This window comes from Mesorhizobium sp. WSM4823, assembly GCF_055811195.1.
The window spans coordinates 303663-328662 of the sequence record NZ_JBVVQL010000003.1 but is presented as its reverse complement, the minus strand read 5'-3'; the positions used below and the strand labels follow the sequence as shown (position 1 = coordinate 328662).

20 protein-coding genes and 1 riboswitch are annotated in these 25000 nt (G+C 62.7%); of the genes, 12 read left to right on the top strand and 8 right to left on the bottom strand.

Annotated features, from left to right (window positions below):
• Nucleotides 1-4 precede the first annotated feature (4 nt).
• Entirely contained in the window at nt 5-1933 is a 1929-nt protein-coding gene (gene ftsH, locus AC0L26_RS10280) for an ATP-dependent zinc metalloprotease FtsH (RefSeq protein ID WP_065011263.1), read from the top strand.
• A gap of 326 nt (nt 1934-2259) precedes the next feature.
• On the opposite strand, the gene AC0L26_RS10275 is transcribed toward ftsH, so the two are convergent.
• Nucleotides 2260-2922 carry a hypothetical protein gene (locus tag AC0L26_RS10275; protein WP_473632707.1) on the bottom strand — a complete coding sequence of 221 codons (663 nt, stop codon included), beginning with the start codon at nt 2920-2922 and terminating at the stop codon, nt 2260-2262.
• 843 nt (nt 2923-3765) lie between these two features.
• Between AC0L26_RS10275 and glmM the strand changes: the two genes are divergently transcribed.
• The 5 genes from glmM to serA all read left to right on the top strand — a co-directional run bounded on the left by glmM (nt 3766) and on the right by serA (nt 10188).
• Nucleotides 3766-5118 (top strand): phosphoglucosamine mutase, encoded by a 1353-nt coding sequence (gene glmM / locus AC0L26_RS10270; protein WP_126104543.1) that lies wholly within the window; start codon nt 3766-3768, stop codon nt 5116-5118.
• A gap of 225 nt (nt 5119-5343) precedes the next feature.
• Nucleotides 5344-6174, top strand: coding sequence for an outer membrane protein (locus AC0L26_RS10265; protein ID WP_473632409.1), 831 nt, complete (start codon nt 5344-5346; stop codon nt 6172-6174).
• A 197-nt stretch (nt 6175-6371) separates the two neighbouring features.
• Nucleotides 6372-7118 carry an outer membrane protein gene (locus tag AC0L26_RS10260; RefSeq protein ID WP_473632408.1) on the top strand — a complete coding sequence of 249 codons (747 nt, stop codon included), beginning with the start codon at nt 6372-6374 and terminating at the stop codon, nt 7116-7118.
• Between the two features lie 223 nt (nt 7119-7341).
• Complete coding sequence (locus tag AC0L26_RS10255; RefSeq protein ID WP_473632407.1) at nt 7342-8517, top strand: phosphoserine transaminase; 1176 nt, start codon at nt 7342-7344, stop codon at nt 8515-8517.
• 69 nt (nt 8518-8586) lie between these two features.
• Nucleotides 8587-10188 carry a phosphoglycerate dehydrogenase gene (gene serA / locus AC0L26_RS10250; protein WP_354492775.1) on the top strand — a complete coding sequence of 534 codons (1602 nt, stop codon included), beginning with the start codon at nt 8587-8589 and terminating at the stop codon, nt 10186-10188.
• 154 nt (nt 10189-10342) lie between these two features.
• Here the strand turns inward: serA and AC0L26_RS10245 are convergent, their stop codons facing one another.
• Both AC0L26_RS10245 and AC0L26_RS10240 read right to left on the bottom strand, forming a co-directional pair.
• Complete coding sequence (locus AC0L26_RS10245) at nt 10343-10747, bottom strand: SH3 domain-containing protein (protein ID WP_473632706.1); 405 nt, start codon at nt 10745-10747, stop codon at nt 10343-10345.
• A 270-nt stretch (nt 10748-11017) separates the two neighbouring features.
• Nucleotides 11018-11908, bottom strand: coding sequence for a DMT family transporter (locus tag AC0L26_RS10240; RefSeq protein ID WP_473632406.1), 891 nt, complete (start codon nt 11906-11908; stop codon nt 11018-11020).
• A gap of 320 nt (nt 11909-12228) precedes the next feature.
• Between AC0L26_RS10240 and AC0L26_RS10235 the strand changes: the two genes are divergently transcribed.
• Together AC0L26_RS10235 and AC0L26_RS10230 are read left to right on the top strand one after the other, a co-directional pair.
• Nucleotides 12229-13527 (top strand): adenylosuccinate synthase, encoded by a 1299-nt coding sequence (locus tag AC0L26_RS10235; protein WP_473632405.1) that lies wholly within the window; start codon nt 12229-12231, stop codon nt 13525-13527.
• Between the two features lie 74 nt (nt 13528-13601).
• Nucleotides 13602-15200 (top strand): hypothetical protein, encoded by a 1599-nt coding sequence (locus tag AC0L26_RS10230; protein ID WP_473632404.1) that lies wholly within the window; start codon nt 13602-13604, stop codon nt 15198-15200.
• 31 nt (nt 15201-15231) lie between these two features.
• On the opposite strand, the gene AC0L26_RS10225 is transcribed toward AC0L26_RS10230, so the two are convergent.
• From AC0L26_RS10225 to AC0L26_RS10210, 4 genes are all read right to left on the bottom strand, one after another.
• Nucleotides 15232-15531, bottom strand: coding sequence for a CcdB family protein (locus AC0L26_RS10225; protein WP_352928133.1), 300 nt, complete (start codon nt 15529-15531; stop codon nt 15232-15234).
• Nucleotides 15531-15773 (bottom strand): type II toxin-antitoxin system CcdA family antitoxin, encoded by a 243-nt coding sequence (locus AC0L26_RS10220; RefSeq protein WP_352928131.1) that lies wholly within the window; start codon nt 15771-15773, stop codon nt 15531-15533. The genes AC0L26_RS10225 and AC0L26_RS10220 overlap by 1 nt, the downstream gene beginning before the upstream one ends.
• Before the next feature lie 64 nt (nt 15774-15837).
• The gene (locus AC0L26_RS10215; RefSeq protein WP_473632403.1) at nt 15838-17655 is read right to left on the bottom strand and encodes an ABC-F family ATP-binding cassette domain-containing protein; all 1818 of its coding nucleotides are present in this window, start codon (nt 17653-17655) and stop codon (nt 15838-15840) included.
• Between the two features lies 1 nt (nt 17656).
• A complete protein-coding gene (locus AC0L26_RS10210; RefSeq protein ID WP_473632402.1) occupies nt 17657-18301 on the bottom strand; it encodes a thiamine diphosphokinase in 645 nt (214 codons plus the stop codon).
• A gap of 102 nt (nt 18302-18403) precedes the next feature.
• Nucleotides 18404-18518, top strand: a riboswitch (TPP riboswitch).
• Between the two features lie 43 nt (nt 18519-18561).
• On the opposite strand from AC0L26_RS10210, the gene thiB reads away from it, so the two are divergent.
• The 4 genes from thiB (at nt 18562) to AC0L26_RS10190 (ending at nt 23946) form a co-directional block, all read left to right on the top strand.
• Nucleotides 18562-19575, top strand: a complete 1014-nt coding sequence (thiB, locus tag AC0L26_RS10205; RefSeq protein WP_473632401.1) for a thiamine ABC transporter substrate binding subunit — start codon at nt 18562-18564, stop codon at nt 19573-19575.
• Nucleotides 19576-19838: 263 nt separating this feature from the next.
• Nucleotides 19839-21458, top strand: a complete 1620-nt coding sequence (thiP, locus tag AC0L26_RS10200) for a thiamine/thiamine pyrophosphate ABC transporter permease (RefSeq protein WP_473632400.1) — start codon at nt 19839-19841, stop codon at nt 21456-21458.
• Complete coding sequence (thiQ, locus tag AC0L26_RS10195) at nt 21455-22228, top strand: thiamine ABC transporter ATP-binding protein (RefSeq protein WP_473632399.1); 774 nt, start codon at nt 21455-21457, stop codon at nt 22226-22228. Before thiP ends, thiQ begins: the two co-directional genes overlap by 4 nt.
• Nucleotides 22229-22518: 290 nt before the next feature.
• Nucleotides 22519-23946: a M48 family metalloprotease gene (locus AC0L26_RS10190; RefSeq protein ID WP_473632705.1), complete on the top strand. Its 1428-nt coding sequence runs from the start codon at nt 22519-22521 to the stop codon at nt 23944-23946.
• Between the two features lie 107 nt (nt 23947-24053).
• Here the strand turns inward: AC0L26_RS10190 and AC0L26_RS10185 are convergent, their stop codons facing one another.
• Nucleotides 24054-24917, bottom strand: a complete 864-nt coding sequence (locus AC0L26_RS10185; RefSeq protein WP_352928114.1) for an RNA polymerase factor sigma-32 — start codon at nt 24915-24917, stop codon at nt 24054-24056.
• Nucleotides 24918-25000 lie beyond the last annotated feature (83 nt).

The window sequence follows — 25000 nt, the reverse complement described above, 5'->3', positions numbered from 1 at the left end:
ATTGATGAATCCGAATTATCGCAATCTCGCGCTCTGGGCGATCATAGCGGTCCTGCTCATCGCTCTCTTCAATCTGTTCCAGACGCCGCAGACGCGCGGAGCAGCAAGCGATGTCCCCTATTCGCAGTTCCTGCAGGATGTCGCGGCCGGGCGGGTCAAGACGGTGACCATCGCGGGTGCGCGCATTTCCGGTACCTATACCGACACCTCCACCGGCTTCCAGACCTATTCGCCTGGAGATCCGTCGCTGGTTTCGAGGCTGCAGGACAAGAACGTCACCATCAATGCGCGCCCCGAATCCGATGGCTCCAATTCGCTGTTCGGCTATCTCATCTCCTGGCTGCCGATGATCCTGATCCTTGGCGTCTGGATATTCTTCATGCGCCAGATGCAGTCCGGCTCCGGCCGCGCCATGGGCTTCGGCAAGTCGAAGGCCAAGCTTTTGACCGAGGCGCATGGCCGCGTCACCTTCCAGGATGTCGCCGGCGTCGACGAAGCCAAGCAAGATCTGGAAGAGATCGTCGAATTCCTGCGTGACCCACAGAAGTTCCAGCGGCTCGGCGGCAAGATCCCGCGCGGCGTGCTGCTCGTCGGCCCTCCCGGAACCGGTAAGACGTTGCTCGCCCGCTCAGTCGCCGGTGAGGCCAACGTGCCGTTCTTCACCATTTCCGGCTCGGACTTCGTCGAGATGTTCGTCGGCGTCGGCGCCAGCCGCGTCCGCGACATGTTCGACCAGGCCAAGAAGAATGCGCCCTGCATCATCTTCATCGACGAAATCGACGCGGTCGGTCGCCATCGCGGCGCCGGCCTCGGCGGCGGCAATGATGAACGCGAGCAAACGCTGAACCAGTTGCTGGTCGAAATGGACGGCTTCGAATCCAACGAAAGCATCATCCTGATCGCCGCCACCAACCGGCCGGACGTGCTCGATCCGGCGCTGCTCAGGCCCGGCCGTTTCGACCGCCAAGTGGTGGTGCCGAACCCCGACATCGTCGGCCGCGAGAAGATCCTGAAGGTGCATGTGCGCAACGTGCCGCTGGCGCCCAATGTCGACCTCAAGGTGATCGCACGCGGCACGCCGGGCTTTTCCGGCGCCGACCTGATGAACCTCGTCAACGAATCCGCCCTGATGGCGGCGCGGCGCAACAAGCGCCTGGTCACCATGGCCGAGTTCGAGGACGCCAAGGACAAGATCATGATGGGCGCCGAGCGCCGCTCGTCGGCCATGACCCAGGCCGAGAAGGAACTCACCGCCTATCATGAAGCCGGCCACGCCATCCTGGCGCTGAACGTGCCGTCGGCCGATCCGCTGCACAAGGCGACCATCATCCCGCGCGGCCGGGCGCTTGGCATGGTCATGCAGTTGCCGGAAGGCGACCGCTATTCGATGAGCTACAAATACATGATCTCGCGCCTCGCCATCATGATGGGCGGCCGCGTCGCCGAGGAGTTCAAGTTCGGCAAGGAGAACATTACCTCGGGCGCCTCCTCTGACATCGAGCAGGCGACCAAGCTGGCGCGCGCCATGGTCACGCGCTGGGGCTTCTCCGACAAGCTCGGCCATGTCGCCTATGGCGACAACCAGGAGGAAGTCTTCCTCGGTCATTCGGTGGCGCGCACGCAGAACGTCTCGGAAGAGACGGCGCAGATTATCGACGCCGAAGTGCGCCGGCTGATCGACGAGGCCTATTCGACGGCGAAATCCATCCTGACCAAGAAAAAGAAGGAATGGATCGCACTGGCGCAGGGGCTGCTGGAATATGAGACGCTGTCCGGCGAGGAGATCAAGCAGTTGATCGCCGGCCACAAGCCCGCCCGCGATCTCGGCGACGACACACCGCCGAGCCGTGGCTCGGCCGTGCCGAAGTCCGGCAGCCGCCGCAAGAAGGGCCCGGAGCCCGAAGGCGGCATGGAGCCCCAGCCGTCAAGCTGAGCTTTGCGCGAGAGATTGATTGAAGAAACGCCGTGGCTTGGACCGCGGCGTTTTCGTTTGGAAGGCGCTGCCGATCGTCGCTACCTGCAGCTCCGTCGCTTCCCCTTGCCGGACGTAGGCCTCAAATGGGGAAGTAGGCGCTGAAGGTTTGCGAAAGCCGAGAAGAGGGCCAATCTCCCCCGCAGGGGAGACTGGCAGTGGCACCGACAGCGCCTCGCTTGCAGCGCAGATACGGCATTATCCTCGCCTTGCCCGCCGGCGGCGGCTAAAAAGACCCGCCACCCTTGCGGTTCGGGGGCCTTCCGTCTTTCGGATACTGCTAGCTATCAGCTCTTCAGTGCGGCATTGCACAGGCTGTAAAAGCCGCCGCCCTTCTGGATCCACTTGAGGCCGCCCAGCGCATTGGCATCCTTGTTGGCGTAGTACTGATCGAGGCAGGTATGCATACGGCCTTTGGCCGGGGTTTCGGTGCTGTATTTCTGGGAGATCGCTTTCGGAAACTTCACACCCTGGGGAGCGCTGACGGTCGGTGTTTCCGGGTCGCTGGTGTAGCTCGCCTCATCGGCCGCCGGCACGGTGTCATCGTCGGATGCACCGGCACCGCACTGGCTCTTGCGGAAGTCATTCCATTTCATGCCGTTCAGCGTATTGCCGGTCTTGGCCGCCTGATACTTGGCGCTGCAGTCCGCCATGCTGAGGCCTTTGCCGGCGTCCGCAGTTGCGGCTGCCTTGGTCGTCGCTGCGGCGGGTTCTACCGTTGCAGTGGCGCCGGCAGCGCATGCGCTCTTGCGGAAGTCGTTCCACTTCATGCCGTTCAGCGTGCCGGCGGCCTTTGCAGCCTGATACTTGGTGCTGCATTCTTTCGCCGTCAGGCCCGGTGCCGCATCGTCGGTGGCCGCTGCCGCCGCAGCCGGTGCTGCCACGGCCGGTGCTGCCGCTGCAGTGGCGCCGGCGGCGCATTCAGTCTTGCGATACTGGTTCCAGGACAGGCCGTTCAGTGTGCCGGCGGCCTTGTCTGCCTGATACTTGGTGCTGCACTCTTTCGCCGTCAGGCCCGGCGCGGCGTCATCGCCAGTGGCTGCTGCCGCCTTGGTCGTCGGCTTGGCGGGTTCTGCCGTGGCGCTGGCGTCGGTGCCGCATTCGGCCTTGCGGAACTGATTCCAGTTCTGCCCGCCAAGTGTTCCGGCGTCCTTGGCCGCGTTATACTTGGTGCTGCACTCTGCCATGGTCAGCGCATTGGCAGGCGCCGCCAGGAACAAGGTCACGACGGTAAGACCCGTCAAAGTGGCAAGTCGATGGATGAGCATGCGTTTTCTCCCTACAGCGGTTCATGATATGTCCCAGCAAAGCAATAGCGCTCAACGGCTGGTTGCGCCAGATGCTAAGTAGCGTAAAAAGTGCCGGAAAGGGCATTCTTTCCAATAAGGTGATGAAATCGTTGCTGAGTGCTGGCGCCCAGCCAGGTTTTTCCGGGTGCATTTACACGGAGAGCGCGTATATAGCGGTTCGCAGTCAGGAGACTGCCTCACATGACGGCCAGTCGAGCCGGCTGGTGCGGTGGACCTGAACTCACCTCGGTCTGGAGCAGAACGGCGCGCGGATTCCGAATTCAAAGCCATACTGCCACACACCAAGAATCCGGATGCGGTTTGAGTTGAAGTTCCTGAGCGCAAAGCAGGAAACTTGAAAATCAATACACTAGCGTGACACAAAACACACAAAACAACAATTTTCTAAGGATTGGTGACATATAATCATGCATTGTGATGATAGGGCGCGGGCCAATTTGTGGCATGACGTGCCGGAAAAGAACCATCGGGAAGCTGACTAGCATGGCAGGAAGTTATTTCGGTACGGACGGCATCCGCGGGCGCGCCAACAGGTTTCCGATGACGGCGGAGATCGCTATGAGGGTCGGCATGGCCGCTGGCCTTTCGTTCCAGCGCGGCAACCACCGCCACCGCGTCGTGCTCGGCAAGGACACCCGGCTTTCCGGCTACATGATCGAGAATGCGATGGTGTCGGGCCTGTGCGCCGCCGGCATGGACGTGTTCCTGCTCGGCCCTATTCCGACGCCTGCGGTCGCCATGCTGGTGCGCTCGTTGCGCGCCGACATCGGCGTGATGATCTCGGCCTCGCACAACCCTTACTACGACAACGGCATCAAGCTGTTCGGCCCGGATGGCTACAAGCTCTCCGACGAGATCGAGGAGCGAATCGAGGGGATGCTCGATAAGGACATCGACCTGGCGCTCGCCGATTCGGACGGGCTCGGCCGCGCCAAGCGCGTCGACGGCGTCCATGACCGCTATATCGAATTCGCCAAACGCACACTGCCGCGGTCGATGTCGCTGTCGGGGCTGCGCATCGTCGTCGATTGCGCCAATGGCGCCGCCTACAAGGTGGCGCCCGAGGCGCTGTGGGAACTCGGCGCCGAGGTGGTCGCCATCAATGTCGAGCCCAACGGTTTCAACATCAACAAGGAATGCGGCTCGACCCATCCGGCCGGCCTGCAGAAAAAGGTGCACGAAGTGCGCGCCGATATCGGTATCGCGCTCGATGGCGACGCCGACCGCGTCGTCATCGTCGATGAGAATGGCGCGATCGTCGATGGCGATCAGATCATGGCGCTGATCGCCGAGTCCTGGCATCAGAGCGGACGGCTGGCCGGCGGCGGCGTCGTCTCGACGGTGATGTCCAATCTCGGCCTCGAACGCTTCCTCGGCGACATGAACCTGCAGTTGCACCGCACCAAGGTCGGCGACCGCTATGTCGTCGAGCACATGCGTGCGCACGGCCTGAATGTCGGCGGCGAGCAGTCTGGCCACATCGTGCTGTCCGATTTTTCCACGACCGGCGACGGCCTCGTCTCGGCGCTCCAGGTGCTCGCCTGCATCAAACGGCAGAACCGGCCGGTCAGCGAACTGTCGAAGAAGTTCGAGCCGGTGCCGCAGCTTCTCAAGAACGTCCATATTTCCGGCGGCAAGCCGCTCGAGGAAGCCCCGGTCAAGGCAGCGATCGAAGATGCACGCCACCGCCTGGGCAAGGCCGGTCGCCTGGTCATCCGTCCATCCGGCACCGAGCCGCTCATCCGCGTCATGGCGGAAGGCGACGACCAGCAGCTGGTCGAGGCCGTCGTCAACGACATCGTCGAGATCATTTCGGAAACGCGCAGCGCCGCCTGATTCCGCAGCTTGCGCCAGTCGGAGAAGCCCGCCTGCCGGCGGGCTTTTTGTTGCTCTGTACGTCGATTCATCCACGAGGACGATGCGAAAATCCTAAAGATTTAGAGATTCATGGTTAAGCGATACGGTTAAACGCCTTTTAACTTTTCCAATTCATTATCCACAACTGAAGCCAATCATATTCGGACGCGTTCGCTGTGCCGAGGGTTCTCAGGGGTGACAAGCATGTTCAATACAGCAAGAATGGCCCTATTTGCCGCGCTGTTCGCGGGCGTAGCCGGACCAGTATTCGCCGCCGACTTCGTCGAGCCGCCCGTGATCGAGCCGGCCCCGCCGCCGGCCGTCTACGAGCAGCCGGCCGAATATGGCGGCTGGTACATTCGAGGCGACATCGACTATCACTGGTCGAAGTTTCGCGGCGGCGACTACATCACCTACGGCGAAACACCCGGCACCGGCCGCTTTGACAGCGGCAAGCTGGAGAGCGCCTTCTCGGCCGGTGCCGGCGTCGGTTACCAGATCAACCAGCATTTTCGCACCGATCTGACCGCCGATTGGATGAGCAAATCCGATTTCCGTGGCTCGACCAGCGGCATCTGCGAAGATGGAGATCCCTGTACTTCTGTCGACACCTCATCCTATACAGCGCTGCTGCTGCTCGCCAATGCCTATGTCGATATCGGCACCTGGCACGGCATCACGCCCTATGTCGGCGCCGGCATCGGCGGTGCCTGGGTCAAGTGGGATAAACTCCACAACACCATCGAGGACGGCTCGTTTGAGCATGCCGGCGGCAAGGGCTGGCGTTTTGCCTATGCGGCCATGGCTGGCGCATCCTACTGCTTGACCGATCGCGTCAAGCTTGATGTCGGGTACCGCTTCAGTCATATCGACGGCGGTAAGATGTTCGGCTTCGCCAGCAATGTCGGTCCTGGCTATGACAAGGGCATCAACATCCACGAAGTGCGTGGCGGTTTGCGCTACCAGTTCGGCAACTCGGATTGTGCCCAGCCGGAGCCGGTCGCCTACGAACCCGAACCGGTCTACACCAAGTAATCGCTTCGACAGCAGATTTGCAGGCCGCCCGGTGAAAACCGGGCGGCTTTCGTTGTGCCGACGCCGGCCGAAAGCCAATCAAAATCAATTCGCTAACGCCCTGTTATCCTTAACCGCCACTTAACCACTATGGTTAACAATGCCTCCTGAAACGGCGCTCGCGATCGCGAATGGCGCCACCTTCGGGAGCCGGGATCATGACAGTCAAATCGCGCATAGCGCTGGCGCTTGCAGCAATCGCCCTGACGCCGCTGTCGCAGGCGCTTGGCGCCGACTACGATCCGCCGGTCTATGTCGACCAGGCGCCGGACTACGTGCCGGTCGAAGTCGGTTCGGGATGGTATCTGCGCGGCGATGTCGCTTATTTGCCGGAAAAGAGTTTCAGGAATGTGGACCTCACTTTCACGCCTGAAAGTTATGACGAAAGCGAGGATCCCGTTTTTGCCAGTATCGGCTTCGGCTATCATCTGAACGACTATCTTCGAGCCGAGGTGAATCTCGGATACCTGCCTGGCAACGAGATTTCCGTTGGCTTCGACGATGGAACCATTGTTGCTTCCGCGAATGTGGAAAACTACGCCTGGACCGGCATGGTAAACGGCTATGTCGATCTGGGAACTTACGTTGGCCTCACGCCCTATGTCGGCGCCGGTGTCGGTATTTATCGAGGCAAACGCAGTCTTTCGGTGGACTATGCCGACGCCGATAACCCGGCAGACGATTTTGTCCTGCGCGACAGCAAAACACAGTATTCGTTTGCGTATTCGCTGAATGCTGGCCTTGCTTACCAACTGTCCAAGAACGTACTGGTTGACCTTGGCTACCAGTATCTATCTGCGCCGGATGCCGAATATGCAATCGTGACTGACTTGGAAGACTCTCCGATCCGCAAAGGGATCAACTCCCATCAGATCAAGCTCGGGCTACGCTACGATCTTTGGTAGAACGCCGAACACTGATTTTGGGAGCGGCGGGTCTTCGGTCCCGTCGTTTTCGTTTGGGTGGACGCGGCTCCTTCCTGCCGGTCTTCCTTATTTTGCGAGACACAATCCGTTGTTCTCCCCGCGACAAACACTTTCCTCTTGACGCCTGAGGCCTGAACGCATATCGCCGTCCGTGGGCCACCCCTCCCCAACGAGGGGCCACTATCTGGAAGGATAGACCACGATGACGACGCATACGAAGCCCGGACTCCGTCCGGCGAATCCCAATTTTTCCTCAGGTCCCTGTGCAAAACGTCCCGGCTGGTCGGTCGAGGCGCTGACCAATGCCGCGCTCGGACGCTCGCACCGCGCCAAGATCGGCAAGACCAAGCTCGAACAGGCGATCGAGCTGACGCGGGAAATTCTCCAGGTTCCGGCAGACTATCGCATCGGCATCGTGCCGGCGTCGGACACCGGCGCGGTCGAGATGGCGCTGTGGTCGCTGCTCGGCGAACGCGGCGTCGACATGGTCGCCTGGGAGAGTTTCGGTTCCGGCTGGGTCACCGACGTGGTCAAGCAGCTCAAGCTCGCCGACGTGCGCAGGATCGAAGCCGGCTACGGGGCGCTGCCGGACCTGGCAAAAATCGACTTCGACCGCGACGTGGTCTTCACCTGGAACGGCACGACATCAGGCGTGCGTGTGCCGAACGGCAATTTCATTCCGGACGCTCGCCGCGGCCTGACCATCTGCGACGCCACCTCGGCGGCCTTTGCACAAAGGCTCGATTTCCAGAAGCTCGATGTCGTCACCTTCTCATGGCAGAAGGTGCTGGGCGGCGAGGGCGCACACGGCATGCTGATCCTCAGTCCGCACGCCGTCGAACGGCTGGAAAACTACAAGCCGGCCTGGCCGCTGCCGAAGATCTTCCGCCTGACGTCGGGCGGCAAGCTCATCGAGGGCATCTTCAAGGGCGAAACCATCAACACGCCGTCGATGCTATGCGTCGAGGACTATCTCGATGCACTCAATTGGGCCAAGTCGATCGGCGGGCTCGAGGCATTGATTGCCCGCGCCGACGCCAATGCCGCCGTTCTCGACGGCTTCGTCGACAAGTCCTCGTGGCTCGGCCATCTGGCCACCGACCCGGCGACGCGGTCGAACACGTCCGTGTGTCTTTCCTTCACCGACCCGCAAGTCGCGGCACTTGATGCCGACGGACAAGCGGCGTTCGCCAAGGGCATCGTCTCGGCGCTCGACAAGGAAGGCGTCGCCTACGATATCGGCGCCTATCGCGACGCGCCGCCCGGCCTGCGCATCTGGTGCGGGGCGACGGTCGAGACCTCCGACCTCGAAGCGCTGCTGCCGTGGCTCGACTGGGCCTTTGCCCAGCAGAAGGCGTCGCTCAAAGCGGCCGCCTGAGTATTCCCGTGGCGGCCCCTCGGGCCGCCCATTTCCAAACGGATCAAATCCCATTTGAAGGAGGTCGCCATGGCGCCCCGCGTTCTCGTCTCAGACAAACTCTCCACCACCGCCGTGCAGATCTTCAAAGACCGCGGCATCGAGGTCGACTATCTGCCCGATCTTGGCAAGGACAAGGAAAAGCTGCTCGAAGTGATCGGCCAGTATGACGGCCTCGCCATCCGCTCGGCGACCAAAGTCACCGAGAAGCTGATCAACGCGGCCACCAGGCTCAAGGTGGTCGGCCGCGCCGGCATCGGCGTCGACAATGTCGACATCCCGGCGGCGAGCCGCAAGGGCATCATCGTGATGAACACGCCCTTCGGCAATTCGATCACCACCGCCGAGCATGCCGTCGCCATGATCTTCGCGCTGGCCCGCCAGATACCGGAAGCCAATGCCTCGACCCATGCCGGCAAATGGGAGAAGAACCGTTTCATGGGGGTCGAGATCACCGGTAAGACGCTGGGCATCATCGGCTGCGGCAATATCGGCTCGATCGTCGCCACGCGCGGCGTCGGCCTGAAGATGCACGTCATCGCCTTTGACCCGTTCCTGTCCGACAGCCGCGCCGAGGAGCTCGGCGTCGAGAAGGTCGAACTCGACGAGCTGTTCGCCCGCGCCGATTTCATCACCCTGCACACACCGCTGACCGACAAGACGCGCAACATCATCGACGCAGCGGCGATCGCCCAGATGAAGACCGGCGTGCGTATCATCAACTGCGCGCGTGGCGGGCTGATCGTCGAGGCCGATCTGATCGCCGCCTTGAAAAGCGGCAAGGTGGCGGGCGCCGGCATCGACGTATTCGAGGTCGAACCGGCGGAGAAAAGCGAGCTGTTCGGCATGGAGAATGTCGTGGCCACGCCGCATCTCGGTGCGTCGACGATGGAGGCGCAGGAGAATGTCGCCCTGCAGGTCGCCGAGCAGATGGCCGACTACCTGATCAAGGGCGCGGTTTCCAACGCCATCAACATGCCGTCGATCACCGCCGAGGAAGCGCCGCGGCTGAAACCTTTCGTCAAGCTGGCCGAGGTGCTCGGCGCCTTTGTCGGCCAGGTCACCGAGGACCCGATCAAGGAGGTCGAAATCCTGTTCGACGGATCGACCGCGACGATGAACACGCGCGCGTTGATCAGCGCCGCGCTTGCCGGGCTGATCCGGCCGCAGGTCTCGGACGTCAACATGGTGTCAGCGCCGATCATGGTGAAGGAGCGCGGCATCATCGTCGCCGAGGTCAAGCGTGACAAATCGGGCGTGTTCGACGGCTATATCAAGCTGACCGTCAAGACCGAGCACAGGACGCGCTCGATCGCAGGCACCTGCTTCTCGGACGGCAAGCCGCGTTTCATTCAGATCAAGGGCATCAATCTCGATGCCGAGGTCGGCCAGCACATGCTCTACACGACCAACGCCGACGCGCCCGGCATTATCGGCCTGCTCGGCACAGTTTGCGGCGAGAATGGCGTCAATATCGCCAACTTCCAGCTCGGCCGCAACCGGCCTGGCGGCGACGCCATTGCGCTGCTCTATCTCGACGCGCCGTTCCCGGAAAGCGTGCTGGAACAGGTGCGGGCGCACAAGTCGATCGATTCTGCCAAGAGGCTGCATTTCGATGTGGGCAGTGCGTGAGAGAAAATCGGACCTGATCGCTTGACGGCCGATCACGGTCGTCGAGCATCTGCTTCCTTCTGGCCGACTGCGATCCGAAGCAACGCATCTGCACACGCGCCCCGCATGCCTTGGAAGGCACGCGGGGCGGTTCGATTCAATTACCTGGCTGTTGTTACTTGCAGGAGAAGCCGGGCGCGATCTTGCACTGTGGCTTGTGAGGCCGCGGTGGGCGCGGCGGACGCGGCCTGTGTGGCGGTCTGTGCGACCAATGCGGACGATGATGGGGTGGGCGAATGACAATCTGCGGCTGCACGATGATCGGCGGGGAGACATAGGCGCGGTCCAGATAGTTTGCACTGGCCCAGCCTCGTATCCCAGCGGCGCGAATCGAGCACCAACTCCCTTCGCAATCGAACACCGTCACCCTGTGGCCGGCCGGCCGCGTCGCGACCCTTGCATAGCCGGGGCCGGGGCCGCTTCGTACATTCAATGTCGTGGTGGTGTAGGCGGTGGCTGCGGAGGCCGATAGAGGAAAGGCTGCCAAGCCGACAAAAGCAACGACAAGCGCCGCAAGCATTCGAAGATTCATGATCGTCGCCATTTCACCGAACTCAGCTAAACTGGCAGTGGCGAGATGAGTCCCGAAAGTGAAAAAGTCAATCTCCTGGCGTTGCCGCCGTATATTGCAATGGTCCTATCCTTAATACAGTCGTACTAACAATCGGTCTCTTAATACATTAGTTGTTTTGGATATTCACCCTGATCATTGCTATGAGGTTTTGGTTTACCATGGGGCGCCGGCAAGCTCTGGACTGCTCATCCTCATCCTGTGGCGAACATTCGCCGGCTAAAACGCCACCTTCCTTCCGCTGTATTCGGCGAGGCTGATGCCGCCGAGCACCAGGACGAGGGCCAGTCCCTGATAGAGTTGGAATGTCTCGCCGACGATCAGCACCGAAAGCAGCGTGCCGAAGATCGGCACCAGGTTGATGAACAACCCGGCCCGGTTGGCGCCGATCAGTTCGTTGCCCCTGATATAGAAGATCTGCGAGATGACCGAGGCGCCGATCGCAGTGTAGAGCGCAACCGCCCAGCCGCGCGCATCGGGGACGATGACCTTTCCCGCAGCCACCTCCCACAGGAAGAAAGGCAGCGAGGTGGCAAGTGCCGCAATCGACAGCGCCAGCATCAGGCTCTGCCAGCGTATGGCTGGCTTCAGCCGCAGTCCGACCGAATAGAAACTGTAGCAAAGCACGGCGCCCAGCATGATGGCGTCGCCGAAATTGAGATCCAGCTTGAGAAGCTGGCGCAGATCGCCATGACTGGCGGTCAGCGCAACGCCGATGATCGTCAGCATGACGCCGGCGATCTGCACTCGGTTCACACGCAGGCGAAACAGCACGAAATTGGCGAGGATGATGACGATCGGTATCGCCGCCTGCTCGATCGAAACGTTGATTGCCGTCGTGTAGTTGAGCGCCGTGTAGAAGATCGCGTTGAAGAAGGTGAAGCCGCAAGCACCGAGCCCGCCAAGCAGCAACCAGTGCCTGCGCACCACCGGCCAGTCCTCGCGCAGCGTTCTCCAACCGATCGGCAGCATGATCAGAACGGCCAGAATCCAGCGCAGGAAGACCAGCGTCATCGGCGAAATGTGATCGACCGCCAGCTTGCCGGCCACGGAGTTGCCTCCCCACAGCAAGGTGGTGAACAACAGGAACAGATAGGCGGTTCGATGCATCGCGAAATTTCCAGCCGGGGAAGGTAGGCGAAGGGTCATTGCCGACCTATTGCGGTGATCCGTTCAAGTAAATGATGTCAAAGGCGAAAATTATTGTGCCTGAGGGCACTTTCGGCGGCAAAGAATGGTCGCACTCGCCGGGTCTTGACGGTATAGAGCGACGTGCGTCCACTTGGGCGCACAAAGTACGCGCCTCAAGGCTTGAATGTTCGTACCGTGCTTTCCGAAAATCGATTCCGATTTTCGAGCCGATGCGATAGAAGCCTGTCGTTTCGAACCATTTCAAGCCGTCCCGAGCGGCGTCTCAAGGGAAAAGAAACATGGCCAATGTGGTGGTCGTCGGCTCGCAGTGGGGCGACGAAGGCAAAGGCAAGATCGTTGACTGGCTGTCGGAACGCGCCGACGTCGTCGTGCGCTTCCAGGGCGGCCACAATGCCGGCCATACGCTGGTCGTCGACGGCAAGGTTTATAAGTTGTCGCTGCTGCCGTCCGGCGTGGTGCGGCAAGGCAAGCTGTCCATCATCGGCAATGGCGTCGTCTTCGATCCGCACGCTTTCGTCGCGGAAGTGGCGAAGTTGAAGGCACAGGGCGTCGAGGTGACGCCGGAGCGCCTGAAAATAGCCGAAAACACCGCGCTAATCCTGTCCTTGCACCGGGAGCTGGACGGATTCCGCGAAGACGCCGCCTCCAATTCCGGAACGAAGATTGGTACGACCCGTCGCGGCATCGGCCCTGCCTACGAGGATAAGGTAGGCCGGCGCGCGGTCAGGGTGATGGATTTGGCGGATTTGGAAACGCTGCCCTTGAAGGTCGACAGGCTGTTGACGCACCACAACGCGCTGCGCCGCGGGCTTGGCCATGCCGAAGTCACGCATGACGCGATCATGAGTGAGCTGATTTCGATCGCCGACGAGATCCTGCCCTATATGGACCGTGTCTGGAAGATCCTCGACGACAAGCGCCGCGCCGGCGAACGCATCCTGTTCGAGGGCGCGCAAGGCACGCTGCTCGACATCGACCACGGCACCTATCCGTTCGTGACCTCGTCCAACACGGTCGCTGGTCAGGCAGCGGCCGGATCCGGGGTCGGCCCCGGTGCCATCGGTTACGTGCTTGGCATCACCAAGGCCTATACGACGCGTGTCGGCGAAGGTCCGTTCCCGACCGAACAGAAGAACGAGATCGGCGAGTTCCTAGGCACGCGCGGCCACGAGTTCGGTGTAGTCACCGGCCGCAAGCGTCGCTGCGGCTGGTTCGATGCCGTGCTGGTTCGCCAGGCCGTCGCCGTCAACGGCATCAAAGGCATCGCTCTGACCAAACTCGACGTGCTCGATGGGCTGGACGAAATCAAGGTCTGCACCGGCTATCGCCTCGACGGCGAGGCGATTGACTATCTGCCGGCGAGCCAGGGTGCGCAGGCGCGCGTCGAGCCGGTTTACGAGACGCTGGAGGGCTGGGAAGGCACCACCGCCGGCGCCAGAAGCTGGAACGATCTGCCGGCGCAGGCAGTCAAATATGTCCGCCATATCGAGGAGCTGATCGGCGCGCCGGTCGCACTCCTTTCCACCAGCCCTGAACGGGACGACACAATACTTGTGACCGATCCGTTTCAAGACTAGATTCTCAGCCGTTCCGGGCATCGCGGCCGATTTGCGGGGGCCGGCCCAGAAACGAAATGCAGGTCGACTGAAGCATGGCAGATTTAGTTGCTATTCTGAAAAACGCGCTCGACAAGCTCGGTGAGCCATCGGTGGAGATGCGTGCCAAAGTCTATGACAGAGCCCGTTCATCAATCGCGAAACAACTCGCAGAGAAGACCGCGATGTCGCCTTCTGACGTCGACAGGCAGATGCGTACGCTGGAAGACGCCATCGCCAAGGTCGAGGGGGGGTATGTCAAGCCTGCTCCGCCATCCGATCCGCTGGCGGAGCTGGAAGACATCTTCTCCTCCATCGACCGCAACAAGAACCAACCCAGCCATGTCCGGCAGCCGGCAAAGGCCGAGCCGGCATGGCAGCCGGCGCCTGCCGCCAAAGCCGCGCCGAACTGGCAAAAGCCGCCGTCCGTTGCTTCTCCTCCAGAGCGCATCGATCCGGTGCCTTCGGACAGGGATTTTCCAGCGGCGGAGGAAAAGGGCGACGTCTTTAGAAGCGATGTCTTTTCCAACGAGGAGGAACCGGCGGCGGACACCTTTCCGCGTCTGCGTCCTGCCGAGCGCAAGCGCAGCTATGGCGGGCTGATCGCCGCTGTCGTCGCTCTGCTCGTCGTTGCCGGCGGTGGCTACGGCATTTGGCTGAACAAGGACGCGTTCAGCGATATGCTGGGTCTTAACAGCACCGAAGTCGCAACGATCGAACCGCTGGTAAAGCCTGCCCCGGCCGAGCCGGCTACCGATGCTGCGGCAAGGCCTCCTGCCGCAGCGGCTCCCACGGATGCCGAAGGCGCAAAGTTCACCCAGCGCCTGACGCCCGAGGGCGGCGAGGTCGATCCCGGCCCCGCTTCAGGTCAAAGCGGCATCGGAGAGGGTGAATCCGTCGCAGCACTGACCACGCCGCCGCCGGCCGCTCCTGCGCCTGCTGCGCCGACCGGCGATACGCCAGCCACGGCAGCGCCCGCCACGCCGGGCGCAGCCCCTGCGACACCGCCTGCCGATGGAGCAGCACCGCCCGATAGCGCAGCCGCCCCGGCAGCGCCGGCCCCGGGTGCCACACCAGCTGCACCGGTGGAGCCTGCGCTCGCGGTCGGCCAGAAGGCGATCTTCTACGAGGAGCGCACCAGCACCGCTCAAGGCTCGGCCGAGCCCGGCAATATCGTTTGGTCGCTGGTGCAGGAATCGCCCGGCGGCAATCTGCCGCCCGAACCGGCAATCCGCGCCGAGGCAACCATTCCCGGAAAGGACGTGCAGTTGCGCATGACCATCCGCCGCAACACCGACCAGACGCTGCCCGCCAGCCACATCATCGAGATGATCTTCCTAACACCCGACGGCTTTGACGGCGGCGGCGTCGACAACATCCTGCGCGTTGCCATGAAGGGTTCCGAACAGGATGCCGGCAGCCCGCTGATCGGCATTCCGGCCAAGATCGCCGACGGCTTCTTCCTGGTCGCTCTCAACGACACCAAGGCCGATGAAGACGCCAATCTGACCCTGCTCCGGGGCCAGAACTGGATCGACGTGCCGGTCGTTTACAAGACCGGGCGGCGGGCGCTGCTCACCATGGAAAAGGGCATTCCCGGCGAGAAAGTGTTCGATGAGGCGCTGAAGGCCTGGCAAACAAAGACGGCGGGCTGAGGCCGGTCCGCCGGCTCAACGCTCCTTTGGTTCAGAAGCCTTGGAACAGCATGTCGAGCGCGGCTACAATGTCGTCGTGGTGCCTCGTCAGATTCAGTCGGCTTTCGCCTAGTTCAGTCGCTGCAACCGTGGCGATCAAATGGGTCGCCATGACCAATTTCCGCCCATTGATCTCAAAAATGGGATGAAGCTTTCGCATTGGCGATGGCGCCGTCGCAGCCGGCAGAAGCGGGACGACCACCCGGGTCTTAAAATGGTCGAGCAGATCGGCCTGGACGTCGAGGAGATAGCCGCCTTCAATGCTAACCGCGAAGACGTCATACCGCGCCATCAGAATTGCCGATGTTCTGCCAGTGGAATGCCGTGTTTTTCGACATATTCGTTCCACGCATCAATCGTTGTGCGGTTCTCAAGCTTCCACAGCCGTGTCTTTTCGGCGGCCACTGCCTCTGCAATGCCGGCTTCCGCGGCGCGCGAGACATTCACATCGAGCCCCTTGGCTTCTTTCATGAGCTTTGAGTCGATCGACAGATTTGCCGGCTGACGAACCGCATTCATAGCTATTTTTCGCATGATAACCTCCGCAGCATGCGCATAATGTATGCGCATTTTCGTGTTGGAGCAACGGCGAAGCGTTTTACCCCTCCATCTCCTCCCGCAGCATCTCCAACTCCAGCCATTCCTCCTCGAGCGCTGCCAGCGTGGCGCGCTCCTTGTCGAGGGCGGCAATGGTCTTCTGGAATGAGGCCGGGTCGCGTTCGTAATAGGCCGGGTCGGCGATGTTGTCCTCCAGCCGTGAGATCGAGGCCGTCACCGCCTCGATCTTCTTGGGCAGTGATTCCAGCGCGAATTTCTGCTTGAACGACAGTTTCTTTGCCGGGCCCTTCGGCAACGCCTCAGCCCTTCTTGCCGGCACCGCGTCACCAATTTCAGGCTTCGTCCGCGCCCTGCGGTCGTCCAACCTGGTGCCGCCGCGTTGCGCCAGCATGTCCGAATAGCCGCCGGCATACTCGATCCAGCGGCCATCGCCATCAGGTGCAATCAGGCTGGTCACGGTGCGGTCGAGGAAATCGCGGTCGTGGCTGACCAGGATGACAGTACCGGCAAAACCGGCGACCAGTTCCTGCAGCAGTTCCAGCGTCTCCATGTCGAGGTCGTTGGTCGGCTCGTCGAGCACCAGAAGGTTCGCCGGCCGCGCCAAAACACGAGCCAGCAGCAACCGCGCCCGCTCGCCGCCCGAAAGCTCGCGCACCGGCGTACGCGCCTGCTCCGGCTTGAACAGGAAGTCCTTCATGTAGGAGACGACGTGGCGCTGCTCGCCATTGATGACAAGGTTCTCGCCACGCCCGTCGGTGAGGTATTGCGTCAGCGTTTCTTGAGGATCGACCGCCTCGCGCTTTTGGTCGAGCGTGGCGATCTCCAGATTGGTGCCGAGCCGCACCGAGCCTGAGTCCGGCTTCAATTCGCCGGTCAGCATCTTCAAGAGCGTCGTCTTGCCGGCGCCGTTCGGTCCGACCAGGCCGACACGGTCGCCGCGCTGGATGCGGGTCGAGAAGCCCTTCACCACGGTGAGGTCGCCAAAACTTTTCTCGATGTTCTTGGCCTCGATGACCAGCTTGCCGGATTCGGCGGCGTCGCTTGCCACCATGGTCGCCGCGCCCTCGGCGCCGCGATGGCCGCGAAAGCGCTGGCGCATGGTCTGCAATTCGCCGAGCCGGCGCATGTTGCGCTTGCGCCTCGCCGTCACACCATAGCGCAGCCAGTGCTCTTCGCGCACGATCTGGCGGCCGAGCTTGTGCTGCTCGCGCTCTTCCTCTTCCAGCACGGTGTCACGCCATTCCTCGAAATGGCCAAAGCCCTTGTCCAGCCGGCGGGTCTGGCCGCGGTCGAGCCAGATGGTGGCGCGTGACACGCGCTCGAGGAAGCGACGGTCGTGCGAGATGACAATCAGCGCCGAAGAGGTGCGGGCAAGCTCCTCCTCCAGCCATTCGATAACCTGGAGGTCAAGATGGTTGGTCGGCTCATCGAGGAGAAGAATGTCGGGCTCCGGCGCCATGACACGGGCAAGTGCGGCGCGCCGCGCCTCGCCGCCAGACAGATCGCCCGGCCGTTCCTCGCCGGACAGGCCGAGGTGCTCCATCAAGTAGGTGGCGCGGTAAGGATCGTCGGCGGGTCCGAGCCCCGCCTCGACATAGGCGCGGACGCTGGCGAAACCGTCCATGTCGGGCATTTGCGGCAGGTAGCGCACTGTCGCCGAAGGCTGGCGGAACACCTCGCCGTCCTGCGGCTCGATCAATCCCGCAGCGATCTTCAGCAATGTCGACTTGCCCGAACCGTTGCGGCCGACCAAAGCGATCTTGTCGCCCGCCGACGCCGTCAGCTCCGCCCCGTCGAGCAGCGGTGTGCCACCGAAGGTCAGTTTTATCCCGTCAAGATTGAGAAGTGGCGGCGCCATGTCAGCTTTCAGGTAGGGGAAAAGGATGGGCGAGCAACAGCGCGCGGCCGCTGCCCAGCGCGATTTCGAGCCGGCCCTTGACCTCGTTGGAAATGGTCAGCGACGAGCCGAACGCGACTTCGACATGGTTCAGCGGCCATTTGGCGCCGGAGACGGTCAGGCCGGAAAGGTCGGAGAAGCCGAGGATCGAAAATAGCGTGCCGTCGGTGTAGTCGAAGCCGGTCTTTCCGGGAAGCAAGGGAATGCCTTCCTGGCCGCCGCTGGTCAAAAGCACCTCTATGCCTGCCTCAGCCATTCGGACGCTGAGCGCCAGGTGCAGGAAGGCGTGGTCGGTGCGCTTGCCGCCGAACGCACCGGCGAGCACGAGGCTGGTGGCGCCACGGTCGAGCGCGGCGGCGATAGCCAGTTCGCCGTCGGTCTTGTCCTTTTCTGCGGGAAAGACCTGGCGGGGCACGGCGGCCAGCACGTCCGGCAAATCCGCCGGCACCGAATCGAAGTCGCCGACCCAGAGTTCCGGCGTCAGGCCCAGCGTCCGGGCATGGCTCATGCCGGCGTCGGCGGCGATGACACGGGAGCCTTCGACCTGGCGGTCGAGCAGCGGCGTGCGGATAAGATCGCCGCCAAGCAGGATTGTGAATTTGCTCATATGCGTGGCCCTTACCAGCCCTGCTTGCGAAACGGAAGGCCGCGCTCTGGATGCCCGGCAAACTTCCGCTTGCGCAGCACTTGGGGCGGGCCTATGTGTCGAAGCGCTCTAACGGGGTGCTGGACGCGATCTTCGCGGACCGGCTGAGAGGCAAGCATGCCAACCCGCTGAACCTGATCCGGTTTGTACCGGCGGAGGGATTAGACGTTTCGGACAACCCGACGCCTCAATTCCTTTCAATGCCAACGAAGGAGGCGCCGATGCGCACGCTTTTATACTCTCTTGTTTCGGCAATGCTGCTTGCGGCATCCGTTCTCGCCGGCACCGGGCCGGCATCCGCGCAGGAGAAACTCACCGTCTATACCTATGAGAGCTTCACCGCCGAGTGGGGTCCAGGCCCCGCGGTGAAGAAGGCGTTCGAGGCGGAATGCGGCTGTTCTCTCGAATTCGTCGCGGTCGCCGACGGCGTCGCGCTGCTCAACCGCGTCAGACTGGAAGGGGCCGCGACCAAGGCCGACATCGTGCTCGGCCTCGATACCAATCTGACGGTGGAAGCCAAGGCCACCGGCCTGTTTTCGCCGCATGGCCCGGTGTCGGACGTCAAAGTGCCGGGCGGCTGGAGCGACGATATCTTCGTGCCGTTCGACTATGGCTATTTCGCCGTCGTCTACGACACCGAAAAGCTGAAGACCCCGCCGAAAAGCCTGAAGGAATTGGTCGAGGGCGATGCCGATGAGAAGATCGTCATCCAGGATCCGCGCACCTCGACGCCCGGTCTCGGCCTGCTGTTATGGGTGAGGTCGGTCTATGGCGACAAGGCGCCGGAAGCCTGGGCCAAGCTCAGGGCAAAGGTGCTCACCGTGACGCCGGGCTGGAGCGAGGCCTATGGCCTATTCACCAAGGGCGAGGCGCCGATGGTGCTGTCCTACACCACGTCGCCGGCCTATCACATGGTCGCCGAGAACACCGAACGCTATCAGGCGGCCTCCTTCGAGGAGGGCGAATATCTGCAGATCGAGGTCGCCGGCATCACCACGTCAGGCGCGAAGAACCCGCTGGCGCAAAAGTTCCTGACCTTCATGACCGGGCCGAAATTCCAGAATGTCATTCCTGAGACCAACTGGATGTTCCCCGCCGGCAAGACCGACAAGCCGCTCAACCCGGCCTTCGACAAATTGGTCAAGCCAACCAAGACCTTGCTGTTCAGCCCCGAAGAGGCCGCCGCCAACCGCAAGGCCTGGGTCGACGAGTGGCTGGCGGTGATGAGCAAGTAGCTTCTGATTGACGATGATCACTCTACGGCGCCCCCCTCTGTCCTGCCCTCTTTGCCACCACTTGGCATCTCCCCCACAAGGGGGGAGATCGGCCGTCATGCCGGCTTTCGCCAATCTCCGACATTGCCGGAATGAGCGGAGCGCTGAACCTGCCAATCTCCCCCCTCGTGGGGGAGATGCCAAGTGGTGGCAAAGAGGGCAGGACAGAGGGGGGCGCGAAGGAACGCAATCCTCGCTAAGAATCTCGAATCTGGTGGTCTAGCGTGCAACGCGCGCCATCATCGGATTCCCGCGTCACAGCCGGCACCCTCGCGCTCGCCGCTATCGCATTGCTGATCGGCGGTGCGTTTGCCGGTCTCATCGTCGAGGGCGCGCGCGACCTGTCCGGCGCCGCGTCGGCCTTTGATTCCTACCTCTTCCGCATCGCCCGTTTCACCCTGTGGCAGGCGCTTCTCTCGACGCTGTTCTCCGTCGTGCCGGCGTTGTTTGTTGCGCGGGCGCTGTCGAGGCATCCGCGGTTCTTCGGCCGCGGCTTCATCCTGCAGCTCTTCGCAGTGCCGCTGGCGCTGCCGGCCATCGTCGCAGCGCTCGGCATTCTGGCCCTCTATGGCCGTACCGGCTATTTCGCCGGTGTGCTCAGCGCGATTGGCGGTCAGGGCTGGCCGGGCATCTACGGCCTGTCCGGCATCCTCGTTGCCCATGTCTTCTTCAACCTGCCGCTGGCCACGCGGCTGTTCCTTGAGGCGCTGAGTACCGTGCCGGTCGACCAGTGGCGACTGGCGAGCCAGCTCGGCATGGGCGCCAGACCCGCCTTCCGGCTGATCGAATGGCCGACGCTGCGCGCGGCGCTGCCGGGGGTCGCCGGGCTTGTCTTCATGCTTTGCATCACATCCTTCACCATCGTGCTCACGCTGGGCGGCGGGCCGCGCGCGACGACACTGGAGGTCGCCATCTACCAGGCGCTGCGTTTCGATTTCGATCCCGCCCGCGCCGTCACGCTGACGCTGCTGCAGATCGCGTTGACCTTCGTCGTGGTGCTGGCACTGATGCGGCTTGGCGCCAACACCGTCGGCGATGCCAACCTGCCGGTGGCGCAGCGCCGGTATCTTTCGGCCGGCCTTCCCGAGACCGTGCTGAACACAACATTGATCGTTCTGGCGTTGCTGTTCGTCGCCGGGCCGATGGCGGCCACGGTGATGTCGGGCCTTGGCGCCGATCTCGGCCGGCTGGCGGGCGAAAGCGCGGTGCGGCAAGCGGCGCTGACCAGCGCCGTGCTCGCCTTGCTGGCGGCGCTGCTTTCAGTCGCCCTGTCGCTGTCGCTCGTCATGGCGCGAAGGGCGCTGGCCTTGAAGGGCAGCGCCGGTGCCAAGACGCTGCTCGAACATGCCACCGATACCGGCGCCGGCTTCGTCCTCGTCGTGCCGCCCATCGTCATCGGCGCCGGCTGGTTCCTGCTCTTGCGTACCGTCAGCGATGTCTTTGCCATCGCCCCTGTCATGGTCGTCACCGTCAATGCGGTGATGGCGATGCCGTTTGCCATCCGCGCTATTCGCCCCGGCTATGATGCGGCGAGCGAACGCCACGAACGGCTCTGTCTGCTGCTTGGCATTTCGGGCTGGAGCCGGTTTTGGCTCATCGAATGGCCGTCGTTGCGGCGGCCGCTCGCCACCGGCTTCGCCTTTGCCATGGCCTTGTCGCTCGGCGATCTCGGCGTCATTGCGCTGTTCGGCAGCGACGCCCTGCAGACGCTGCCCTATCTCTTGCTGGCGCGCATGGGCAGTTACCGTACGATGGACGCCGCAGGCTTGGCGTTGCTGCTCGGCCTGGTCTGTCTCGCGCTTGTCCTGGCCGCGGATCGGCTGGGGCGGGGAGAAAAGACATGACGCTCAACAGCACGGAAAACGGTACGGCTGTGCGGCTGGAAAAGGTCTCGTTCAGCCATAGTGAAACGCCGTTTTTGTTCGATGTCGAATTCGCTGCCTCGAAGATTACCGCGATCATGGGGCCGAGTGGCTCGGGAAAATCGACGCTGCTCAATCTGGTGGCGGGCTTCGAGACGCCGCGATCGGGTCGCGTGCTGATCGATGGCGCCGATGTCGGCGCCAAACCACCATCGACACGACCCGTCTCGATGGTGTTCCAGGAGAACAATCTCTTTGCGCATCTTTCGGTCGAACGAAATGTCGGCCTTGGCCGCTCGCCGACGCTCAGGCTGACCGAGGCCGACCGCGCGGCAATCGCTGGGGCGCTCAAGCGCGTCGGCCTTGCCGGTAAGGAACAGCGTCTGCCCCGCGAACTCTCCGGTGGCGAGCGGCAGCGCGTCGCGCTCGCCCGCGTGCTGGTGCGCAACCGGCCGGTGCTTTTGCTCGACGAACCGTTCGCTTCGCTCGGGCCGGCCTTGCGCGACGACATGCTTGATCTGCTAGCCGGCGTCCATGCGGAGCGGCGCATGACGGTGCTGTTCGTCACGCATCAGCCGGAAGACGCGCACCGTATCGGCCAGGACATGGTGTTCCTGGACAATGGCACGGTTGCCGCAACCGGGGCTGTCGCCGATTTTTTCACCAAGGCTGGACCGGAAGCCTTCAGGCGCTATATCGGTGCAGGTTCGTTTGGCGCCGAATCACGAGATATTGCCCGGAAGCGGACATAATTTACGGCCAAACCGGCTTCAGGCGATGTGGCGCTTGCTTGCCATGGTCAAAGTAGTGTGGCTAGGTCCTCCGATACTGGTCCGGCATAGGCTGTGATTTGCCGCTACGTGCCGCGTGTGCTCGTAGACGCGAAGCTGTGGCAGTTGATTTGCGCATGGTCCTTCGGAAATCGATGCCCGATTTTCGGGAGTCATGTGCCGAGACCCGAAAGGAAGCTGTTCTGCCGACTGGCACCGACAGAGTGAGAAGGAAACCGCTGGCGCGCTTCCTCGCGCTGGCCGGCTTTGCCATGGCGCTGGCAAGCTGCCAGATGTTCACGCCTCCGGACGTCCAGGAATCCGGCTTCCAGCCTTCCAGCAAACCGATCACGGTCGACAATGTCGCCGCCAACAGCAAGCTCGCCGAAATGGCGAAGGCGCAGCACCCGCGGATCCTCGCCACCTATGGCGGCGAATATTCCGATCCCAAGCTCGAGCGTATGGTCGCCAAGGTCGTCGGCAGCCTGACCGTGGTGTCGGCCAATCCGACCCAAACCTACCGCATCACCATCCTCAATTCACCCAACGTCAATGCTTTCGCGCTGCCGGGCGGCTACCTCTACATCACGCGCGGCCTGTTGGCGTTGGCTAACGATTCGGCTGAGCTCGCCGCGGTGATCGCGCATGAGATGGGCCACGTCACTGCAAACCACGGATTGCAGCGCCAGCAGCTCGAAGCCGAGGAGGGGTTTGCAACCAAGGTCGTCTCGGATGTGCTCGGCGACAGCCCGACCGCCAAGGCGGCATTGATCCGCGGCAAGCTGCGGCTTGCCCAGTTCTCGCGCAATCAGGAGCTGGAGGCCGACGGCATCGGCATCAAGTCGATCGGCGAGGCGGGCTTCGATCCCTTTGCCGCCGGCCGATTCCTCCAGTCTATGTCGGCCTACACCGATTTCCGCTCGATCAGCGGCGCCACCGACGCCAGTCTCGACTTCCTGGCGACGCATCCCAACACGCCGCAGCGCATCGATCTGGCGCAGCGCCATGCCCGCCAGTTCGGCGCCCCTGGCGTCGGCACGCGCGACCGTGCCCCCTTCCTCGCTGGCATAGACGGCCTGCTCTATGGCGACACGCCGGAGGAAGGTTATGTGCGTGGCGAAACCTTCCTCCATCCGGGACTCGGCGTGTCGTTCTCGGTGCCAGATGGCTTCATCATCGACAACTCGGCTGCGGCGGTGACGGCAACCGGACCGGGCGACATAGCGATCCGGTTCGACGGCGTTTCGATCGACAAGAGCCGCTCCCTGACCGACTACATCCGTAGCGGCTGGGTGGCCGGGCTCGATGAAAGCAGCGTGCGCCAGGAAACGATCAACGGCAACGAGGCGGCGACGGCGCATGCCAGCGCCGAGGGCTGGCAGTTCGACATCGCGGTGATCCGAGCCGGCGGCCAGGTCTATCGGCTGTTGACGGCAGCCCCCTCCGCCAGCACCACGCTGGACTCGGTGGCGCGCTCCGTCAGCGGTTCCTTCCGCGTGTTGAGTGCGGCGGAGAAAGCGGCGCTGAAGCCGCTGCATGTCCGCGTCGTCACGGTGCAGCCCGGACAGACCATGGGTTCGCTCGCCGCGCAGATGGTCGGCGTCGACCGCAAGCTCGACCTGTTCCGGGTGCTCAATGCGATGTCGCCCGGTGCTGCCGTTTCGGCCGGCGATAAGGTCAAGATCATCACCGACAGGTAGGGTGTGTCGATATTCAGGTGATGCCGGCCCGCAAACGGCGGTTTCCTGCGCTTCCAGCCTTCGCCGGCCGAAACACTCATAAGCGGTCGCGGGCAGTCAAGGCTACGCTAGGCGGCTGTCGCCAAAAACTCGGGGTTTTGCTTCACCAGCGCCACCTTGAGCTTTTCCATGGCGCGTGCCTCGATCTGGCGGACGCGCTCCTTGGAGATGCCGAGCGCCTCGCCGAGTGCTTCGAGCGTTGCGCCCTCGTCGCTCAGCCGACGCTCCTCGATAATCCTGAGCTCGCGCGCATTAAGCGCGCCGAGCGCCGTTTTCAGCCAGAGAGAGCGGCGTTCGACGTCGATCGTGTCACCAACGACCTCGTCCGGCAAAGGATCGTCCGAAACGAGGAATTCCATCCGTTCGGTGGCGCCGGAATCATCGGCGAGCGGCTGGTTGAGTGAGCTGTCCGGCGCAGAAAGGCGGGAATCCATCATCGCCACGTCGGCCTCGGAGACGCCCAGCGCCACCGACACCTCGCGATAGAGCGAGGTGTTTGAGATCGGCTCGGCGCCATTTGCCAAGCGGGCGCGCAAGCGCCGCAAATTGAAGAACAGTGCCTTTTGCGCCGAACTGGTGCCGCCGCGCACGATCGACCAGTTGCGCAGGATATAGTCCTGCATCGAGGCGCGGATCCACCATGTCGCATAGGTCGAAAATCGCACCTCGCGCTCCGGTTCAAAACGGGCCGCCGCCTCCAGCAGGCCGACATGGCCTTCCTGGACCAGGTCGCCCAAGGGCAAGCCATAGTGGCGGAACTTCGAGGCCATGGAAATGACCAGCCGCATATGCGCCATGGCGATTTGGTGCAACGCCTGCTGGTCGTTGTCTTCCTTCCAGCGCAACGCGAGCACGTGCTCCTCGTCGCGCTCGAGATAGGGGGCTTTCATCGCCGCGCGGACCATGGTTCGCCCTGCCGTATCTTCCATCATGCCGCGCTCCCTCTTCCGGGCGTTGCGGTGCGATCGCTCGACCCTGAGCTGGCATCGTGGTTGAATTGGCGACGCCGCGCCCT

What these genes read in the sequence shown, in the direction of transcription:
- serA (WP_354492775.1), top strand. Translation starts at nt 8,587, where the DNA reads ATGGCGCCCCGCGTTCTCGTCTCAGACAAACTCTCCACCACCGCCGTG.
- AC0L26_RS10240 (WP_473632406.1), bottom strand. Translation starts at nt 11,908, where the DNA reads ATGCATCGAACCGCCTATCTGTTCCTGTTGTTCACCACCTTGCTGTGG.
- AC0L26_RS10245 (WP_473632706.1), bottom strand. Translation starts at nt 10,747, where the DNA reads ATGCTTGCGGCGCTTGTCGTTGCTTTTGTCGGCTTGGCAGCCTTTCCT.
- thiB (WP_473632401.1), top strand. Translation starts at nt 18,562, where the DNA reads ATGCGCACGCTTTTATACTCTCTTGTTTCGGCAATGCTGCTTGCGGCA.
- AC0L26_RS10260 (WP_473632408.1), top strand. Translation starts at nt 6,372, where the DNA reads ATGACAGTCAAATCGCGCATAGCGCTGGCGCTTGCAGCAATCGCCCTG.
- AC0L26_RS10235 (WP_473632405.1), top strand. Translation starts at nt 12,229, where the DNA reads ATGGCCAATGTGGTGGTCGTCGGCTCGCAGTGGGGCGACGAAGGCAAA.
- AC0L26_RS10185 (WP_352928114.1), bottom strand. Translation starts at nt 24,917, where the DNA reads ATGATGGAAGATACGGCAGGGCGAACCATGGTCCGCGCGGCGATGAAA.
- thiQ (WP_473632399.1), top strand. Translation starts at nt 21,455, where the DNA reads ATGACGCTCAACAGCACGGAAAACGGTACGGCTGTGCGGCTGGAAAAG.
- AC0L26_RS10210 (WP_473632402.1), bottom strand. Translation starts at nt 18,301, where the DNA reads ATGAGCAAATTCACAATCCTGCTTGGCGGCGATCTTATCCGCACGCCG.
- AC0L26_RS10215 (WP_473632403.1), bottom strand. Translation starts at nt 17,655, where the DNA reads ATGGCGCCGCCACTTCTCAATCTTGACGGGATAAAACTGACCTTCGGT.
- AC0L26_RS10265 (WP_473632409.1), top strand. Translation starts at nt 5,344, where the DNA reads ATGTTCAATACAGCAAGAATGGCCCTATTTGCCGCGCTGTTCGCGGGC.
- AC0L26_RS10225 (WP_352928133.1), bottom strand. Translation starts at nt 15,531, where the DNA reads ATGGCGCGGTATGACGTCTTCGCGGTTAGCATTGAAGGCGGCTATCTC.
- AC0L26_RS10230 (WP_473632404.1), top strand. Translation starts at nt 13,602, where the DNA reads ATGGCAGATTTAGTTGCTATTCTGAAAAACGCGCTCGACAAGCTCGGT.
- AC0L26_RS10190 (WP_473632705.1), top strand. Translation starts at nt 22,519, where the DNA reads ATGGCGCTGGCAAGCTGCCAGATGTTCACGCCTCCGGACGTCCAGGAA.
- AC0L26_RS10220 (WP_352928131.1), bottom strand. Translation starts at nt 15,773, where the DNA reads ATGCGAAAAATAGCTATGAATGCGGTTCGTCAGCCGGCAAATCTGTCG.
- glmM (WP_126104543.1), top strand. Translation starts at nt 3,766, where the DNA reads ATGGCAGGAAGTTATTTCGGTACGGACGGCATCCGCGGGCGCGCCAAC.
- ftsH (WP_065011263.1), top strand. Translation starts at nt 5, where the DNA reads ATGAATCCGAATTATCGCAATCTCGCGCTCTGGGCGATCATAGCGGTC.
- AC0L26_RS10255 (WP_473632407.1), top strand. Translation starts at nt 7,342, where the DNA reads ATGACGACGCATACGAAGCCCGGACTCCGTCCGGCGAATCCCAATTTT.